The 17425-nt window shown below is 53.9% G+C and carries 18 protein-coding genes and 1 pseudogene; 10 read left to right on the forward strand and 9 right to left on the reverse strand.

Features of this window, described 5'->3' with window-relative positions:
* Positions 1-85: 85 nt before the first annotated feature.
* The 8 genes from FGF54_RS25190 to FGF54_RS25225 all read left to right on the forward strand — a co-directional run bounded on the left by FGF54_RS25190 (position 86) and on the right by FGF54_RS25225 (position 8710).
* Entirely contained in the window at positions 86-1273 is a 1188-nt protein-coding gene (locus FGF54_RS25190; RefSeq protein WP_142781656.1) for an MFS transporter, read from the forward strand.
* A gap of 511 nt (positions 1274-1784) precedes the next feature.
* Complete coding sequence (locus tag FGF54_RS25195) at positions 1785-2687, forward strand: AraC family transcriptional regulator (RefSeq protein ID WP_142781657.1); 903 nt, start codon at positions 1785-1787, stop codon at positions 2685-2687.
* A 95-nt stretch (positions 2688-2782) separates the two neighbouring features.
* Entirely contained in the window at positions 2783-3586 is an 804-nt protein-coding gene (locus FGF54_RS25200; protein ID WP_305765079.1) for an ABC transporter ATP-binding protein, read from the forward strand.
* A gap of 1 nt (position 3587) precedes the next feature.
* Positions 3588-4280 (forward strand): ABC transporter permease, encoded by a 693-nt coding sequence (locus FGF54_RS25205; RefSeq protein ID WP_142781658.1) that lies wholly within the window; start codon positions 3588-3590, stop codon positions 4278-4280.
* Entirely contained in the window at positions 4277-5026 is a 750-nt protein-coding gene (locus tag FGF54_RS25210) for an ABC transporter permease (protein ID WP_142781659.1), read from the forward strand. The genes FGF54_RS25205 and FGF54_RS25210 overlap by 4 nt, the downstream gene beginning before the upstream one ends.
* The gene (alr, locus tag FGF54_RS25215) at positions 5023-6183 is read left to right on the forward strand and encodes an alanine racemase (RefSeq protein ID WP_142781660.1); all 1161 of its coding nucleotides are present in this window, start codon (positions 5023-5025) and stop codon (positions 6181-6183) included. Before FGF54_RS25210 ends, alr begins: the two co-directional genes overlap by 4 nt.
* Positions 6184-6202: 19 nt before the next feature.
* Entirely contained in the window at positions 6203-7042 is an 840-nt protein-coding gene (locus FGF54_RS25220) for a transporter substrate-binding domain-containing protein (RefSeq protein WP_142781661.1), read from the forward strand.
* Between the two features lie 240 nt (positions 7043-7282).
* The gene (locus FGF54_RS25225) at positions 7283-8710 is read left to right on the forward strand and encodes an ISNCY family transposase (protein WP_142781662.1); all 1428 of its coding nucleotides are present in this window, start codon (positions 7283-7285) and stop codon (positions 8708-8710) included.
* A gap of 6 nt (positions 8711-8716) precedes the next feature.
* Here FGF54_RS25225 and FGF54_RS25230 read toward each other — a convergent pair whose 3' ends face one another.
* Positions 8717-9454, reverse strand: a complete 738-nt coding sequence (locus tag FGF54_RS25230) for a hypothetical protein (RefSeq protein WP_142781973.1) — start codon at positions 9452-9454, stop codon at positions 8717-8719.
* A 303-nt stretch (positions 9455-9757) separates the two neighbouring features.
* Here FGF54_RS25230 and FGF54_RS25235 point away from each other — a divergent pair, with 303 nt between their 5' ends.
* Both FGF54_RS25235 and FGF54_RS25240 read left to right on the forward strand, forming a co-directional pair.
* Entirely contained in the window at positions 9758-10759 is a 1002-nt protein-coding gene (locus FGF54_RS25235; RefSeq protein ID WP_142781663.1) for an IS30 family transposase, read from the forward strand.
* A 1111-nt stretch (positions 10760-11870) separates the two neighbouring features.
* Positions 11871-12132: pseudogene (locus FGF54_RS25240) on the forward strand (IS630 family transposase); the annotation flags it as partial.
* A gap of 143 nt (positions 12133-12275) precedes the next feature.
* Here the strand turns inward: FGF54_RS25240 and FGF54_RS27620 are convergent.
* From FGF54_RS27620 to FGF54_RS25265, 8 genes are all read right to left on the reverse strand, one after another.
* A complete protein-coding gene (locus FGF54_RS27620; protein ID WP_246667065.1) occupies positions 12276-12644 on the reverse strand; it encodes a hypothetical protein in 369 nt (122 codons plus the stop codon).
* Positions 12637-13560: a recombinase family protein gene (locus FGF54_RS27625; protein ID WP_246667066.1), complete on the reverse strand. Its 924-nt coding sequence runs from the start codon at positions 13558-13560 to the stop codon at positions 12637-12639. Before FGF54_RS27625 ends, FGF54_RS27620 begins: the two co-directional genes overlap by 8 nt.
* Positions 13557-13841: a recombinase family protein gene (locus tag FGF54_RS27630; RefSeq protein ID WP_246667067.1), complete on the reverse strand. Its 285-nt coding sequence runs from the start codon at positions 13839-13841 to the stop codon at positions 13557-13559. The genes FGF54_RS27625 and FGF54_RS27630 overlap by 4 nt, the downstream gene beginning before the upstream one ends.
* Positions 13834-13956 carry a hypothetical protein gene (locus FGF54_RS27750; protein ID WP_256366683.1) on the reverse strand — a complete coding sequence of 41 codons (123 nt, stop codon included), beginning with the start codon at positions 13954-13956 and terminating at the stop codon, positions 13834-13836. The genes FGF54_RS27630 and FGF54_RS27750 overlap by 8 nt, the downstream gene beginning before the upstream one ends.
* 12 nt (positions 13957-13968) lie before the next feature.
* Positions 13969-14223 carry a hypothetical protein gene (locus FGF54_RS25250; protein ID WP_142781664.1) on the reverse strand — a complete coding sequence of 85 codons (255 nt, stop codon included), beginning with the start codon at positions 14221-14223 and terminating at the stop codon, positions 13969-13971.
* Positions 14224-14387: 164 nt separating this feature from the next.
* Positions 14388-14741, reverse strand: a complete 354-nt coding sequence (locus tag FGF54_RS25255; RefSeq protein ID WP_142781665.1) for a type II toxin-antitoxin system PemK/MazF family toxin — start codon at positions 14739-14741, stop codon at positions 14388-14390.
* Positions 14738-14977, reverse strand: coding sequence for an antitoxin MazE family protein (locus FGF54_RS25260; protein ID WP_142781666.1), 240 nt, complete (start codon positions 14975-14977; stop codon positions 14738-14740). Before FGF54_RS25260 ends, FGF54_RS25255 begins: the two co-directional genes overlap by 4 nt.
* 761 nt (positions 14978-15738) lie before the next feature.
* Positions 15739-17403, reverse strand: a complete 1665-nt coding sequence (locus tag FGF54_RS25265; protein WP_142781667.1) for an ABC transporter ATP-binding protein/permease — start codon at positions 17401-17403, stop codon at positions 15739-15741.
* Positions 17404-17425 lie beyond the last annotated feature (22 nt).

Genomic DNA, 17425 nt, shown 5'->3' on the forward strand with positions numbered 1-17425 from the left:
ATGATTTTGATATCTCGACGAAAATATGAAAGCGCTGGTTTTATTGAATATTAGATTATCGGCATAAAAATCACGAAGAGCGCCGATGAACCGATCTGAGGAAACCACATCTGCTGACTCCCCTCAATTTTACTGGTTTCTTGGGGCGACACTTACTTCGGCAGTAGGGCGCAACGGCTATAACATTGCATGTGCCTGGTTGCTTGCTGTGTCAGGAGATGGTGTATCTGCGGTCGCCGCATTTTTTGCGATATTAAGTATTGTTGAACTCTTAGCGAGCCCTGTTGCGGGTTGGATGGTCGACCAGTACGACCGCCGTCGCCTATCAATGCTTTCGGATTTGCTTCGCATTATGACAGCGCCTTTTTTGGGGTGGTTAATCATGTCGGGTGATCCAGACTGGGTGATATGGCTGTCAACTTTCCTGTTTGCATCCTGCGACCGGCTTTCACTGACGGCCACGCAGTCTATGGTACCTCGCGTTGGCGCGCGTTTTTCATTGCACACAGCAAATTGCTTGACCTATTTTTCCATGCAATTGGGCAGTCTTGTTGCCGCCGCTGTTATCGGAGTAATCCTGTTCATATCGAACGCGTTGGCGGCATTCGTTGTCGTCGGCGCCTTTTTTACATTGTCTCTTTTCTCGATGTATCTGGTTCGTCACCAAGAGAGGGATCGGCGGCTCGCAGTAGATGCGGGAGGCAACCTGAGGCAATACAGCTCACGATTGCTTGGCATTGGCCTCATATATTCAACGCTTTATGTCGGCGGTTTGCTGATCAGTGCTGTCGGGCCTAGCTTCGTATTTGACGAACTTCGCGGCAATGCGATGGATTTTGGTCATCTTGAGAGTGTGTGGTCCGCAGGCTCTATCCTCGGAGCCGTTCTTCTCATTCCATTGGCGCGAATGATAAAAACACCCAAACTTTATCTCCTTATCCTCATCGTAACCGCATTATCATTTGCGGCGTTTAATACTCACGAATTCCCATTGGTGCTCGTGGCGATTGGAATAATTGGTTTCGCTTATAACCTCGGTAGAGTTGCCATTGAGGTGGCGTTGCAAGCGAGTGTTTCTCATTCCGCGCTGGGAAGATCTAAAGGGGCTTTGCATAGCGTTGCGGTTCTTTTCGGATTGATATCGCTTTCGGCAATCGCCACGGTTTCCGACGTCATGAAACCTTCTGCGATTTTCCTGGTCTTCTCCGGCATCGTTGTTTTTATTGCCTTTTCACTAGCTGCTATGCAGTCCTTTGGGAATCTCAAAGACTGAGTTGCTATTTCTGGAAGCCGCTCGAAAGCGTCTGGAAAATTCGCAATTTTGCCGCGCAAGGAAATTATGCGCTGGAACTGACTCCCTGTATCCATTATCTTACTTTCTGAGGCAGTACGTGCTGTCTTGGGGCGTGGAAACCCCTCTGTGCGACTGATGCTGGTCGGTTCAGCATCAAACTCTTCGACCTTTCGGGTCGGGGAGCCTGTGACGTATGTCCAGGTTCTCCGGAACTAAAGGCCACAGGGCTGTCACAGACGGTTTCCAACTCCCCGATCATTCGGAGGTTTAGTGAGTCTTACGCGGGGACGTACCGCGCCAACTCACTCGATGGGGAGACGTCCTTGCCGAATCGGGACATCTACAATCAGCAGAATTTTTGTACCGTCTTCAGCGCAGATATTTCTGCTCCAGACGTTTATTGCCTTTTTTCGCAAGCTTGGCGACCGATTCACATGCCGGCGCAGCAGTGTTGCGGGAAGAGTTTGTCTAAATCCGGCGAGGTGAGGTCATGAAGACACCTCTTTTCGACCAGCACACCGCTTTCAAATCAGGCAACTGCCGGACAACGTCTCACAGGCAGAAATCTTGGCAGGGTATACAGGTCGATCTCGTTCGCCGGACAGGATTGGAGAAGGAGGAAACGGCAATCATTTCGGATCGTCATCTCCTGCTTCTCAATCTGCAGGGAAGTTCAGAGCGCGGCGATTATTTCCTGGACGATAGAAGAACAGAATTTGTGCCGAGAAAACCTGGCGCCTTATTATTTGTCCCAGCAGGATGCAAATGGCGGGGGTGGGAAATCGGTGCTTCTAGTGCGGCTTACCTGTCAATTTGCGTAACTCTCCCACACGTCAGCCAACTCTTTGCTTCACAGCATAGTGGAAAAATGTCGGCGTTTTCTCCGAACCTCGGATTTGAAGATCAGGTCATCATGAACGCGGCTCGAGGCATTGGCGCAGAGATTTCTGATCACAATTCGTTAAGCGGTATGCTTGTCGAGGCCTATGTAGCAACGATTTTCGTGCAATTGATGCGGAAGCAGAAGCACGTTAAACCAGCTCGAAATGGTGGGCTTGCATCCGCGAACTTGAGCCGCGTGACACAAAAAATCGACGATGAGCTCGATCAGGTTGTCTCGCTTCAACAATTGGCTGATGTTGCGGGTTTGAGCGTTGCCCACTTTTGCCGAGCCTTTAAGCAAACCTTTGGATGCCCACCCTATGAATTCATCGTCCAGCGTAGAATAGCGCGCTCCAAGGAGTTTCTTCGGGGATCGGCAATGTCGATTACGGAAATTGCTCTGTCGTGCGGGTTCTCAAGCTCCAGTCATTTCGCAAACGTCTTCAGGAGAAATGTGGGAACGACACCTGCGCACTACCGCAGCGAATGGATGAATATTGCTGTTCACTGATTTCACGATAAGATCGCGCACGAACAGCAAGATACTGCAAGTTTGAATTCGATACATGTGGCACTCTCGGCTTATGAAAAGCTGAGGGCAATCCAGTGAATTCCTTGCAATTTGCAAACAATCTTCATTCTACTTGCGAAAATGCGCCTCCCGCATTGCAGATCCTCGATCTGAAAAAACGTTTTGGTGATTTGGAAGTCCTTAAGGGAATATCGATCTCGGCAAGAGCTGGGGATGCTATCTCTATATTGGGTGCAAGCGGCTCGGGAAAAAGTACATTTCTGAGGTGTCTGAATTTCCTTGAGGCGCCAACCGATGGCGAAATCTGGGTTGCCGGTCAACACGTGCGGATTGGTTCGGGTTTAACGGCGCGACGCGATATCAATGCACTGCGTGCCAAACTGGGAATGGTGTTTCAGAACTTCAATCTGTGGTCACACAAGACCGTGCTGCAAAATATCATCGAAGCACCCATCCATATCAGGGGCATATCTAAAAAAGATGCTTGCCTGAAAGCGGAGGAGCTTCTTTCTAAAGTCGGGTTGATCGAGAAGCGGGATGCTTATCCCTCTCATTTATCCGGTGGTCAGCAACAAAGGATTGCGATCGCACGTGCTCTCGCCATGGAGCCGGAAATCCTTCTTTTTGACGAGCCAACCTCCGCGTTGGATCCCGAGCTGGTCGGAGAAGTTCTGAAGGTCATTCGATCGCTTGCCGAAGAGGGACGAACGATGTTGATCGTCACGCACGAGCTCAGCTTTGCCCGTCAGGTGTCCAATCGGACCATTTTCCTGCACCAAGGCCTGATTGAGGAGGATGGAAAACCGGATGATATCTTCGAAAGCCCTCGTTCTCCGCGACTGAAAAAGTTTCTCTCTTCTCACGTTGGAGGGCACTGACGTGTGGTCATTGCAAGGCTTCGGCGACCAGATTGTTGCAGGTGCAATAACAACTCTTCAGGTGGCGCTGACAAGTCTGGTTTTGGGAATTGGTGTTGGGCTCATTGGTGCCATTGCCAAGCGCAGCCATCTGGCTTGGGTGAGGTGGGGTGCTCACACCTACACCACAGTCATACGCGGAGTGCCGGAGCTCCTTCTTATCTTGCTGCTGTATTTCGGCGGGACAGTCTTACTCACGGCCATGTTCGGGCGCTATGTTGAAGTTAATGCATTTGCTGCCGGCGTTTTTGCACTGACTATCGTGTTTGGCGCTTATGCAACAGAGGTGTTTCGAGCTGCAATTCTCGCAGTGCCTCGAGGGCAAGTTGAAGCGGCGCAGGCCCTTGGACTATCACGTCGCGCAACCTGGCGTTTTGTCATTCTCCCGCAAATGTGGCGTTACGCATTGCCTGGAATAGGCAATCTCTGGCTAACATTATTAAAAGACACCGCCTTGATCTCTGTGGTCGGATTGGAAGATCTGATGCGAAAAAGCAGTATCGCTGCGGGATCGACCCACGATCCGCTGACCTTCTACGCGATCGCTGCCAGCCTTTATCTCATATTCACAGCCGTTTCCCTTGCAAGCCTACAACTGATGGAGCGGCAGGCGAACCGTGGCATCCATGTCTCTCGTGAGGGTGTCCGGTTATGAACACACCCCTGATTTTGGAAGCAATTCCAAACCTATTTGAGGGACTGCTCCTCACGGTTCAACTGACGTTCCTTTCAGTCCTCGTTGGCCTTTTGATGGCAACGCCTCTTGCACTGCTTCGTGCGTCACCGCGTTTTCTGTTCTCCCTTCCTATCCAAGTTTATACATTCGCGTTCCGTGGGACACCACTGCTCGTCCAGCTGTTCCTGATTTATTACGGTTCCGGTCAATTGGAGTGGATCCGAACAACGGCAGCCTGGACGATACTGCGTGAGCCTTACTGGTGCGCGCTCATCGCGTTCTCCCTGAACAACGCAGCCTACACGACCGAGGTTATCGCAGGTGGAATTCGTGCCGTTCCAGCGGGGGAGGTTGAGGCCGCAAAAGCCTTGGGTATGTCTGGTGTGACGCGCATCCGCAGGATTATTCTGCCGATTGGTTTTCGTCTTGCGCTGCCCGCATATGCCAATGAGGTTGTCCTTATGCTCAAGGCCAGTTCGCTTGCCAGTACTATCACATTGATGGAATTGACGGGAGCTTCGCGGAAAATCGTCGCGCAAACTTTTTCCCCATACGAGGTATTCGCTTCGGCTGCCGTGATTTATCTCAGCCTGACGTTTTTGATCGTCTTCGTATTTTCCAAGTTAGAAAAGCTGTTGAACAAACACACCGGACGTGACGGTTCACGGTCCTCGAATTCTCAGCGTCATGCAACGTCCTCCTCCCAAGCGGTGACACAATCATGACTATCAAGGAATCGACCGCAAATGCGTGGTATAGCTCTCTCAGTGGCGCAGCTCTACGCGGCAGTTGGTATCAGATCGATCTTGGTGCTATACGCCACAACTATCGCCAGATCCGGAGGCATCTTTCTCTGGAGACGAAGATTTATGCGTGCCTGAAACGAAACGCCTATGGGTGTGGTGCCGGACCAGTTGCCGCTGCTTTAGCCGAAGAAAACGTCGACGGTTTTGCCGTTGCGTCAATAATCGACGCAATTTCTATCCGAAACGGCGGAATTACCAGCCCTATTCTCCTGTATCCAGGAGCCTTGCCAGTCGCAGCTTCGGCGATTGAAACGCTCGGCTTGATACCAACTATATCCAGTCTGGATGAGTTGCGACAGTGGCGCAGCGCTATTCGAACGCTGCGGATATTCCTTAAGGTCGACTTGGGATTTTTTCGCGCTGGCGCAACGCCCCTTCAAATCATCGATATTCTCGCCGAAGCCGCAGCAGACCCAAACGTTACCGTTGAGGGAATCTACGCTCATATGAGCGAGTTGCCGAATTCAGCCGAGTCAGAAGCATACAACCAGTTCGAGATAATGAAACGCACGCTGACCGATGCGTTGAGTATCGGTGTTCCTCTTCCGATTGTCATGATGTCAAGCACAGACAGTGTGTTGCAATATCCGGAAATGGATTTCGACGCTGTCGATCCTGGAGCGCTGTTCATTGGATTATCTGACCGTGGTCCACCAAAAAGAAACGTAATATTGCGTCCGGCGTTGACGGAAATAGCGGCAAGTCTTGTTTCGGTGAAACGTCTTGATGCATCTCTAGGCCCACTTCCAGCTATCCCTGGTCTGCATGCGGGCATGACACTCGGCGTTATCGGGATGGGATGGGGCGATGGCCTTCCAAGAAACATTCCATCTGGAGCGACCGCACTGGTCAGAGGAAAAAGGGCAAGGTTGCTGCCCCCCGCCCACCTTGAGCATATCCGTATCGACCTCACTGACGTTCCAGATGCAGCTTTCGGAGACAGGGTGATCCTCCTTGGCAAGCAGGGAGAGGAACACATCGATCATGATGAAGCCGCACATTTCTGGGGGACGGACACCATGGGCCTCTATGCGCATCTGAGGGATCACATTCCAAGAGTTTATATCCAAAGCTAATCAACATAAGGGGAAAATTGTGAATAGTTTCAAACTATCATTCGGGCTGCTCATCTTCTTTGCAATCGCCTCGGGAGTACACGCTCAAGATATAAAAACAATCAAGATTGCCACCGAAGGAGCTTTCCCACCTTGGAACGCCGTCGATCCGTCCGGAAACGTGATCGGCTTCGATGTCGATGTAGGACGTGCTCTATGTGAACGCGCTGAGTTGAAATGCCAGTTTGTAACGCAGGCTTGGGACGGTATTATTCCAGCGCTAACGATAGGAAAATACGATGCCATTATGGCAGGAATGTCGATTACCGAGAAGCGGAGAGACGTGATCGAGTTTTCGGCGCCATATGCCCTGACATCAAATTATTTCGTATTTGCCAAATCCAATGGGCTTCCTAAGATGGACGTTACGGCAGCCGTGGACCTCTCGTCCGAACAACCTAAAGGCCTAAGCCTTATTGAGGTATTGAAAACAAACCTGAAGGGCAAAACCATCGGCGTTCAGGGATCTACAAATGCCGAAGTGTTTCTCAGACAATATTTCGGTGAGCAAGTGCAGGTCCGGATTTATGATAAACAGGACAGTTTAAACCTCGATCTCGTCGCCGGGCGCATTGACGGTGGCCTGGCAGACTATTCTGTTTGGAAAGCATTTCTGGAGTCTAATGAGGGCGCAAAAGCGACACTCTACGGCCCAAGGATTTCGGGTGGAGTGTTTGGCCCTGGGGTGGGTATCGGGCTGAGGAAGCAAGAGAAAGAACTTGCTGATCGCTTCAATCTTGCAATTGAAACAATGAAAACTGACGGGACATTAAGAGGGCTCAGTTTGAAATGGTTCGGAGCAGATATCGTCTCAAAGTAACTGTTTTCATCTCGAACTGATACGCTATTGCTGCAACGATAGCGTATCAGATGCGACAATCTCAAAAGTTCCATAAGATAGATTATGCGATCTCAATTTGTAAGGGCTATTTAGTAATGCGACAGTTGGGCCAGTTAGAGATGCGACAGTCTCGCCTCTCGACGCACTGGTCAAAGCCAACGTTGGGAGCAAGGATGACGATCTTCAGCCTGGTCGAGACCATGAGCGGTCGGAGTCGTCATGTCCTTTTTGATCACCATGTCGCAGAAAGAATTGCATCGCCTCGAACTTATCCAGAAGATCCGTGACGAACGCCTGAGCGTCGTCCAGGCGGCGGACCGGCTCGACCTCAGTCGAAGTCAGGTCCATCGGCTGCTGCAGGCCTATGACCGGGATGGCCCGGCCGGGCTCGTTTCGAAGAAGCGATCACGGCCGAGCAATCGGCGCCACAGCGAGGAATTTCGCAATGCGGCGCTGGATTTGATCCGCGAACGCTATCTGGATTTCGGCCCAACGCTGGCGCGTGAGAAGCTGATCGAGCTGCACCGGATCTCGGTCGCCAAAGAGACGCTGCGGCAATGGATGACCGAGGCCGGGATCTGGATCTCGCGCCAGGAACGCAAGAAACGGGTTTTCCAGCCACGCGGCCGACGTGACTGCTTTGGCGAACTGGTGCAGATCGATGGCTCACATCACTGGTGGTTCGAGAACCGTGGGCCCAAATGCGCCCTGCTCGTCTATATCGATGACGCGACTGGCAAGCTGCTGCATCTACGCTTTGCTGGCTCGGAGAATACATTCGACTATCTGCATGCGACGAAGGCCTATCTGCAGCAATGGGGCAAGCCGCTGGCTTTTTACAGCGACAAGCACGGCGTTTTCCGCTCACTGCATGCGTCGAGGAAAGACCGAACGAGTGGCCTAACGCAGTTCGGCCGGGCGCTTTATGAGCTGAACATTGACATCATCTGCGCCAATACCCCGCAGGCCAAGGGCCGGGTGGAACGTGCCAACCAGACGTTGCAGGACCGGCTGGTCAAGGAGATGCGGCTTCGCGGCATCGACACGATCGAGGAAGCCAATGCCTATGCGCCTGAGTTCATTTTAGATTTCAACGCGCGTTTCGGCAAGGAACCGCGCAATCAGACGAACATGCACAGACCGTTGGCCGATCACGAGAACCTCGATGGCGCCATGTGCCGCAAGGAAGTCCGCACCCTGTCGCAATCTCTGACACTCCGTTACGACAAGGTGCTGTTCATTCTCGATCCGACCGAGATATCCAGGCCATTGGCGGGCCAGAAGGTGATCGTATGCGATTATCCCGACGGCCGGCTCGAGATCATGCACGAGAGCTTTGCCCTGCCCTATAGAACCTTCGACACGTTACGCTCGGTACATCGCGCCGAAGTCGTAGACAACAAGCGACTGGATGACATGCTGTCGCTGGTTGCCGAGATGCAGGCCGGTCGCGAACAGCAACGCAGCAAGGGCGGCCCTCGCCGCACCGGTCAGACGGATCATATGTTCGGCATTCGCGACGGCAGCACGGCGAACGGGTATCAGAAGCGTGGCCGCAAGCCGGGTCGGCGGACGGATTTCATGAACGATCCAGCGGTGATTGCGAAGCGCGAGAAAGCATTATCGAAGCAGCCGGCGGCGGAATAAGACGTTTCAATGCACCCCGATGTCGCTTTGTGTATCCGATTCCAGCTGCAGGCAGGCGGACCAAAGTGGCGTCTTGTGGAAGGATCCATCCTGAAGGAGCGTGAGCCCTTCTCGTGCCTCGTAGAGCAGGCCCAGCCAGCACAGGCGCCTCAGCACGCCATATTGGACATCGGATTTCAGTTTCCAGGCTTCCAGTGTCATTTCGGTCTCAGACAGGGGGGCGAAGTGTGGCTTGAGGATTTTTACAATCTGCAATGGCGTGCACCCTTCTCCGGCCTTGATATTGAGAAGATTGAGGAACATGCGCCACCAGCGTAACCGTGCTTGGACCTCCTCTTCCCGTTCGGCGGCGTGGATGTAGGAATAGAGATAATCCGTGGCGACCAGATCGAAGAAGGCGTTAGGGTTCACGAGAAACTCGCGGCCGCGTCTGGTTGGCAGCAGCACATCCTTTTTCCGACGCAACAGCTTCAGATGACGGGTCATGTCCCGCACGACCCAAAGTGGCGGCATGTCGCGTTCATTGAGCACCTTGTGCATGCTGTAGAGATCTTCGGCTGTAAAGTCGGGCCAGAGGAAGTTAACAGCGGCCCAATGCACGAACTTGCGGTTCATGGCGCCGGTTGCCGTCAATCCTATGCCCCCTTCACCGTCAGCATAGGCAACCGAAAGAAGCATGCCGCGAAGAAGTGGTGACAGCGCGGCGACATCGACGTCACCATGCAGCTTGATTTCCGGAAGCATCATGTCGCTTTGATCCCTACCCGCCCGATGCAGGTGCAAAACGATTATCAGCTGACAACCAGATAATTGCTACTGAGGAAGCTAAAGCCGAAGAGGGAGTTTCATTACCCGCCCCCTCCCTACCCTTGCAACCCGGCCCAGCCGGTCCGGTCGGGGGCTGATTGTCGGAGCCAGTGTCGCGTTTCTAACGGGCCAGCGGCGTCGCATCTCTAATCAGCTTTGACACAATTTGTAGCCGGGTACATTCTATTTCCAAGTGCGACATGCCAATAATTTCAATGGCTTCACTTTGGAGATTTTTACATGTCCGGATGCTATACGCAACTGACCCTCGCCGATCGCCGCCTCCTTCACCGTCTGGTTGATCAGAAAGTCTCCGTCAATGAAATGGCCCGGCGGCTGGGACGCCACAGGTCGACCATCTATCGAGAAATCCGTCGCAACACCTTCCATGACAATGAACTGCCCGAGTACACCGGTTACTTTGGTACGATCGCTGATGAACTGAGGCGCGAGCGGCGGCGACGTCTGCGCAAGCTTCGACGCTATCCAGATCTTCGTGCCGAAGTCATTCGTCAATTGGAGGCCCGGTGGTCACCCGAACAGATCGCCGGGCGTCTGGTATCGGAGAAATTGAGCCTTGTCCGTGTCTGCGCCGAGACCATTTACCGGTTCATCTACAGCAAGGAAGATTATCAGCTCGGTCTCTATCACTATCTGCCGGAAGCACGCCGCAAACGTCGGTCACTGCGGTCAAGAAAGCCGCGCGACGGTGCATTCCCGGCCAGCCATCGCATATCGCAAAGGCCTGATTTCATTGGAAACAGATCGCGGTTTGGGCACTGGGAGGGTGACCTTATCATCTTCGAGCGACCGTTTGGCCATGCCAATGTCACGTCCCTCGTCGAGCGCAAGAGCCGCTATACCGTTCTCATCAAGAATCCAAGCCGGCATTCGCGACCAATCATGGACAAGATCGTGCGGGCATTCTCCCGCCTGCCCGCCTTCGCACGTCAGAGCTTCACGTTTGATCGCGGCACAGAGTTCGCGGCATTCCGGGCTTTGGAAGATGGTATCGGTGCACGAAGCTGGTTCTGCGATCCAAGCGCGCCCTGGCAGAAAGGCGCCATCGAAAACGCCAACAAGCGCATCCGCCGCATTCTACCGCCGAACACCGACCTCAGCCAAATGTCTCAGGCAACGTTGAACCAGGTCGCTCGCATCCTCAACGACCAACCCAGAAAGTGCCTTGGATATCGGACACCAGCCGAAGCATTCATGGCCCATTTGCAGGAGGAGGCCTGATCCCCTACCCTGAAAACCGGCATGGTGCACTTGAGGTATGATGTCCAAAAAAATCCAAAAGACACAGATTAAATGAACCGGCGGGGCCTGCGTCAAAACGACCATGCCCACTGACCTTGCAATGGAGATAAAAAAGGAGCATTTTTTGAGCGCTACCTATGAGTTTAGACAATTCTAAACAACAAAATGGAAACACTTAAAATGTCTGACGGTTCTTGGGTCGATTGGTTTCCTTATGTCTTCTTCCCGTTTAAGATCATAGTACTGGGCATTGGCATGTACTATGCAATTAAGTGGCATCACGATCAGGCGAAGAAAGATGAGGAGTCCAAGAGGCGCTGAACGGAAGCAACAACAGATCGCGTGACTACGCGGTGATTCGAGCCGTTAGGCCAGTTCAGGCGGCTGCCCTCCTATGTTGGGGTGCTTGCCACTATTTCATAAAGGGCTTTTTTCGGGTGTACCGCCCCATAATCAACAGATTGAATGTACATTGTAGTGCGATTTCGGAATTTTGACACGAGAAATCGGAAAAATAACTTTTCGTTATGTGTCGCTAACGCCGCAATTTTCTTCTTTTTTCGCATTATTGCCCAATAGCGATATGCTGTCCTTTGCGATGGTGTCCGAGCAACGCCGAATCGGTACTTGCATTCCCGTAGTATCATCTTGATCGGCTTCAGCCCAAAATCTCTGAGCGAGAAACACCGCAACTTCAGGGTTGCGGTAGTAGCCCCCTGTAGTCAGCCAGAGGAATGGTAACGACCGCCATGCCCTCAATCGTCGCGAATATGGCTTCGCCTTTCCACACAGACGGGGTTCAAAGCTTTCGGGAAACGTCTTTGAGCCGCCTTTAAGACCCAGTTGAGAGGTCATCCCCGCCACCTTGGGTCACGGTTGTAATCATCAATGTCCTTGCGTAATGCGTTCCCCCTGATCTTAGACAACATGCATACTAAATCCGGACGACGCCTCTTCGGACAATCTCTTTGTCAGCCAAGCTTACGCGTCTTCTAGAGCACGTCTATTGAACGCGGAATCGCGTTGAGGATTCCTCTGGCTTCCGAATTCTGATTCCATCGTCCCGACTGTTGATTTGGTCGGAGGCAATATGACCCGAGCTTTCAGTGATGATCTGCGTAGCCGCGTTCTGGCTGCGTCACGCGATGGCATTTCAACGGCCATCGTCTGGATCGCCAGCGCACGGGCGGGTCAGTTGACGCCTGCGAAGCAGGGCCGACGCGGTGGCTCACGAGGACTTCATCATCGGCATGATCGAAGAGGAAAAGGATATCACGCTCAACGAGATGATTCTGCGATTGCGTGAGGACAGAGCCTTATCAATCAGCCGCAGCGCGCTTGACATCTGGCTGTGAAAGCGCGGCTGGACTTTCAAAAAAGACCGCACATGCACTGGAGCAGGAGCGTCCTGTTACCGCAGCAGCTCGGACTGGTTTGAGACCTGCTCCTGAAAGCCGATCCCGGAGTGTGGTCCACCTGAACCATAGGTGCTTGGTTACACCTGAACGATGAGCGATTTATGCTGGAATTGGTTGCGGGGGCAAGCTTCGACCGGCGGCATAAAATCGGCTGGCCGCTGGGTCTCCTCGGCTCTGGCGAAGTTGAGGATGTCAAACAAAACGCCACTTAGAGTTGCGTTAACCTCGCCCCGTTTCGCGCCCGGGGTGAGTGTGATTTCCCCGACGAGGCTGCGCAGCGCCTCCGCCGCCTGCAAACCGCCGTCCGGGTCGGTGAGAGCGTCGGCAAGGCGTTCCACACGCAAGCGGTAGAGATTGGCGATGTTGGGATGCACGTCCTGCATTTCAGCGGGTGCCTGCGCCTGACGGGCGACGATACCCGCCTTCTGCCGTTCGAGATCATCCATGCAGGCTTTCATGCTCGGCTGATACATGCCGTCCTCGATTGCGGCTATGATGCCCGCGATTGCCTTCTCGACCCACGCAAGCGCTTTCTGATCGGTCTGGGCCTGCGCGACGATCCCGGTGGAGCTGGTTCATTTCCTCGACGTAGGCGCGAACGGCTTCCGCGACCGCTTCCGACGACACCAGCTTGTCCTTGAGGCCAGCCAGCACGCGAGCTTCGATGACATCGCCCTTGATCGTGCGGCAATTGTCGCAGGTGCCGCGCCTGTGATGGTTGAGGCACGCATAGCGGTTTAGCGTGATGATGCCGTACTTGCCGCCGCAGCATCCGCAGGTGAGAAGGCCGGAAAGAAGATGAACCGGTCGCTTCGCCTGCCGCGCGCGCTTCATGCGGCCTTCCAGCGTGTTCGCCGGGTTAGGGCCATAGATGGCCGAGATTTGCGCCTGACGCGCCCGGACGGCGCTCCACAGCGCATTGTCAACGATTCTCAGGTGCGGGAGTTCGGCCCTCGTCAGGGCGCTTTCCGGGTTCGGGCGCGATACCCGCTTGCCGGTGGACGGGTACTTGAGATAGCGCTGCCGGTTCCAGACCATGACGCCTGCATAAAGCTCGTTGTTGAGAATGCCTGTTCCACGGCTGACATGCCGGCGAATGCTGGTGTCGCCCCATGCGCGCCCGAGCGGGCCGGGAACACCTTCCCTGTTGAGGTCTTTGGCGATTGACTTCGGGCTTTTTCCAGACGAGAAGTCGCGGAAGATGCGGCGGATCACATCTGCCTCGTCGGGGATGATCTCGCGATCTCCCCGGAGAGGTTCGCCTCGCGTGTCGAACTGCTTGACGACACTGTAACCGTAGCACAACCCGCCGCCCGCCTTGCCCTTCTCCACCCGCCCGCGCTGGCCGCGATGCGTCTTCATGCGAGGTCTTTGAGAAACAGGGCATTCATCGTGCCTTTCAGGCCGACATGAAGCTCCGAGATTTCCCCCCCCTCGGCCAATGTGACGATGTTGACGCCCGCGAACTTCAATTGCTTGTAGAGGGTCGCAACGTCCGCCTGATCGCGCCTGGTGCGGTCCAGCGCCTCGGCGACGACGATCTTGAACAAACCGCGCTGCGAATCGCGCACCCGCCGCTGAATGCCGGGGCGCAAGATCGTGTTGTCCCCGGAAATCGCCGCATCGTCATAGGCCTCAACCACCTGCCAGCCTTCGCTGTGCAAGTTCGCGGCAGAGCCGGAACTGATCTTCAGTCGACGCAGCGCTCCGCTTGTCGTCGGAATAGCGGGCATAAAGCGCGGCACGGGTCGCAGACATGGGGCAATCTCCTTAAAGGGTTAATCCTCTGTCGCCCCATCGCCATCGTCTCCGGCGCCTTTCGTTATCGTTGGCGGCAGACTTCATCAGCCGTTCGAAGTCGTCGCGGGCCATCTGCCGCCCGATCAGGCTGGCCAAACCCAGCACCAGCCGGTCCATTTTCCGGGACGGCGCACTATCGTCGCCGCTCTCCGCCTCTCCCGTTTCCGGGATATTGTCATTGGCCGGGCTCAAACCTCCCGGCTGACCTTTCCTGTCGTCTTCCATGTCGCTTTTCCATACCGTCTTCCGAAGAGAAACAGGCATGAAACGCCACAGGATTCAGTCTGTGAAGACTGAAAAGATCGTAGTAGCCCCATGGCGAAGTATCGGCGGCAATCGGCGAGAAACGACGGTTTTGGCGACTTGACATTTTCTTCGATACCGCTCGGTCAAACGCCTTCTCTTGCCCTCGGTGACACCGCCAGACCGAGGAATACCATCATCGCCTGATTGAGTCGCACGATGTCCTCATCGTCAAGTCGCCCGACCTGAACACCGATTTTCGACTTCGGAACGGTCGTCACCTTGTCCACCATAAGGCGGGACACGGCACGAAGGCCATTGCGCTCGTTGGGCTCCATCGGAGGCCGGAACAACGGCGCGTCCGTCGCATCCGACGTGAAGACGCAGATCGTGATCGAGTCAGTCCCGTCGAAACTGTCGTCCTGCACGATCACGAAGGGGCGCGGCTTGCCCGCATAGTCTTGGCTCCCCGCCACCGTCCAGATATCGCCACGCCTCATTCATCACCGCCATTGTCGAAATCAAGGGCGGACACGGCGTCGATGAACGCCTGATCGTCAGCGGCCTGCGCACTCATGGCGACGGCGAGCGACTGACGCCGTGCCTCGGCCTTGAACGAAGGCGCGCGCACGTCCGGCACCCAAATCTGGATCGGGCGCAGACCTTGGGCGCGCAATCGCGCACGATGCTCTCCGACCTTCACGCGGGACGGCTTGGGGTGCGATGCGGAAGCCATGTCGTTCTCCTTCATCCATAGTTACATGTAACTTATCATAGCCTTGCAAACCTGCCAAGGTTTTTCAACCGACGCGACCGGCTCCACACACACTCTCTGCCCTCATCTTCCGATTGGACGGCGACGCCCTCGGTCCCCGCTCAGGGAAAGACTATCGCGCTTGCGCGTCCTCATCCCGGCCAAAGGCCGGCAGCACGAAGGATCGTCGCGCCTGCGGTGCGGAAACCCGTGAGGGGTTCCGTGGAGCGGCGGCAAAGCCGTCGCGAAGCAGAGCTTGCCCCGAAAGGGCGTGCCCAGGAATTCATACATTCCACAAAGAAAACAAATGAAGAACATGCATTCTTGTGATATCTCCCCTATCTGATCGTTTGATACCGGAGAAACTGAGAATGACGGGCAATAAATCTAGCCGAGACGCTTTGATCGAACAGAAAAGGAAAGACGGCGCGACGCTCTCAGCCTTGGCGGCGGAATTCAATGTCTCAAAATCTCTGATTACACAGGTTCTGGCGAAACGCGAACGAAATCGTCGCGCTATAAAACGTCGCCTTGAGGCTCCTCTAAGACGAGTGACACAACCATATGATGGCGAGTAGAACTTGGCAGTCAGGTACAGTTTTTGGAGTTTCTCTAAGCGCTACATGGACCCCATCCGCCAGATTTTACTGGAAATAGAGGCGGTACAACCTCTTTTTGACACTTGCTAAAATGACGTAAGCCGGGCTTTGAGTATCGGTGACGAGGGCTATAGAAAAGACTACCTAATCGACAATATTCATTTCTATATCGAACACAGAGGCGAGTTCACGTTGATGGGTGACTGCTACAAGCAAACAGTCGGGAAGCGTTTTCCGCACTACTTCGTACATCGACCTAGCGGAATTCGTATCGAGATGGCTCGTCGCTTCGTCTAGCAACATGACTTGTGGTCTGTGCAGCAGCAGTCTCGCAAAGCCGATACGTTGCTGCTCACCACCGGAGAGGATCGTGCTCCACGCTGTTCGCCGCCCCAGATCATCAGAGAGTGTTGACAGCCCTACCATTTCGAGAGCACGTAGGATCGCGTCATCGCTGAACACTTCAGAGGCTGGATAGCTGACGACGTGCCTCAAAGTTTCCTCTGGAAAATAGGCGCGTTGGGGGAGAAACATGGCATCCGGCGTTATGGACCACTGACCGGAGCAATACGGCCACAGGCCTGCCAAAGCACGCAGCATGGTTGTTTTTCCACATCCACTGCGCCCTGTCAGCAGCACATGGCCAGAGGCGGGAAAATGCATATTTAGGTTGGAAAGAACACGCTGCCCCTCCCGCGAGAAAATGTTGGCATTTTCGATGTGAATGGCTGGCTTGGTATTGGACTGATCAAGATATTTATGCTGCTTCGCTGCCGTGATCGTATTCAAAGCCTCATCGAATTGGGAAAGGCGCTGCACGACAGCGGCCCATTCCATGATTTTCCGATAGTAATTCAGGAACCAGTTCAGACCGTCGAGAACGCTTGAAAAAGCATTCTGCGCCTGCATCAGGTCTCCGAAAGAAATGGTCCTTCCGAGATATAGAGGCAGAATTGAAAATAGGGGAATGAACCACGCAATCCTCATTTGGGCTGCGGAAAAGCACTCGATCTTAAATTCCCGGCCAATCAGTTCAGACCAGTTCGTTTTGATCCGGGCGAAGTGCCGTTCAAGCCTTCTTGCCTCTGCCTGCTCACCACGATGAAATGCAATCTGCTCCGACGCGCTCCTGACGCTGATGAGCGCAGCCCTGTAATCTGCCTCTCTTTTCTGCCGCTCAATATTCAATGGTAAGAGCTTACGGCCAATGTAATGCATCACAGCTGTAGAAAGCACGGCATAGATTATCGCCAGCCATACGAGGTAACCAGAGACACGAAACTCCAGACCTGCGATTGAAATGTCCTGTGTGCCAGAGATTGTCCATAAGATTGCGGTAAAGGCATAGAGCCGCGTTACGTTGAGAACGAAAGATTTGAAAAGATCGAGGCTCTTTTCTGAAAGAAGGGCGATATCCTCGGCGATACGCTGGTCTGGATTATCCGGCTCATGACCGAAGCGCATCCGGTAGTGATTGTAATCCTTAAGCCATCGGTTTTGATATTCATCGGTCGTCCAGCTTCTCCAGTCGAAGGCTAGCCGTTTCATAAACCAGTTGCCTGCCGCTATGAAAGCGACTGCCAGCGCCAGATAGGATAAGTACAGCCCAGCCAGATGGGGAATGCTTTCGGCATCAAAAGATGCAAGCGCATCAAAAAATACCTTGTTCCAGGCATTGATCGCAACGCTGACCCTGACAAATCCAAGCGCGCAAACAACCATGGTGGCAAGCAGAAGCCATGCGCGCAGCCTGTTGCGACTGAACCAGAATGGTTTTGCGATACGAAGAAAAGCACGAAACGTCTGCATGAGGTGACTTCAGATATGTACA

Origin of the sequence: Agrobacterium sp. T29, assembly GCF_006970545.1 — a bacterium.
Lineage (GTDB): Bacteria > Pseudomonadota > Alphaproteobacteria > Rhizobiales > Rhizobiaceae > Agrobacterium > Agrobacterium leguminum.